Source organism: Allobacillus salarius (genome assembly GCF_007559425.1).
Taxonomy (GTDB): Bacteria; Bacillota; Bacilli; order Bacillales; family Alkalibacillaceae; genus Allobacillus; species Allobacillus salarius.
Genome location: NZ_VMHE01000093.1, coordinates 1 through 558 on the forward strand (window position 1 = coordinate 1; position 558 = coordinate 558).

General features: G+C 46.8%; 2 tRNA genes and 1 rRNA gene. All 3 read right to left on the reverse strand.

The window, feature by feature from the left end:
* Positions 1–143: 143 nt before the first annotated feature.
* Positions 144–219: transfer RNA gene (locus FPQ13_RS13290), tRNA-Ala, on the reverse strand.
* 5 nt (positions 220–224) lie between these two features.
* Positions 225–301: transfer RNA gene (locus tag FPQ13_RS13295), tRNA-Ile, on the reverse strand.
* A gap of 188 nt (positions 302–489) precedes the next feature.
* A 16S ribosomal RNA gene (locus tag FPQ13_RS13300) occupies positions 490–558 on the reverse strand; the annotation flags it as partial.

Sequence of the window (558 nt, forward strand, 5' to 3'; positions counted from 1 at the left end):
TAACTTACTTTGCGTGAAAAGACGCCTAAATCTTTTCGTTTCGATGCTTGCTTCTTATCTAGTTTTCAAGGTACATGTTTATCAGCTTAGATAGATAAATTTCCACCACATGTGGCAGAAATCTAGAGAATAAAGCTGTTATATGGTGGAGCCTAGCGGGATCGAACCGCTGACCTCCTGCGTGCAAAGCAGGCGCTCTCCCAGCTGAGCTAAGGCCCCTTAGATGGTGGGCCTGAGTGGACTTGAACCACCGACCTCACGCTTATCAGGCGTGCGCTCTTACCAACTGAGCTACAGGCCCATCCGAAGGCATTTCAATCCTTCAAAACTAAACAAAATAGCACTGACGTCGCTTGTGGAATCTGTTTCCGTCCTACTGACCTAACTATCCATACTCAGAATCTCTTATCGACATATAAATATGCTCGCTACGATTCCTGAATATTTAAGCGGCTCCAGTAAGTCGGCTCCACTCTTACATATCCTTAGAAAGGAGGTGATCCAGCCGCACCTTCCGATACGGCTACCTTGTTACGACTTCACCCCAATCATTGGCCC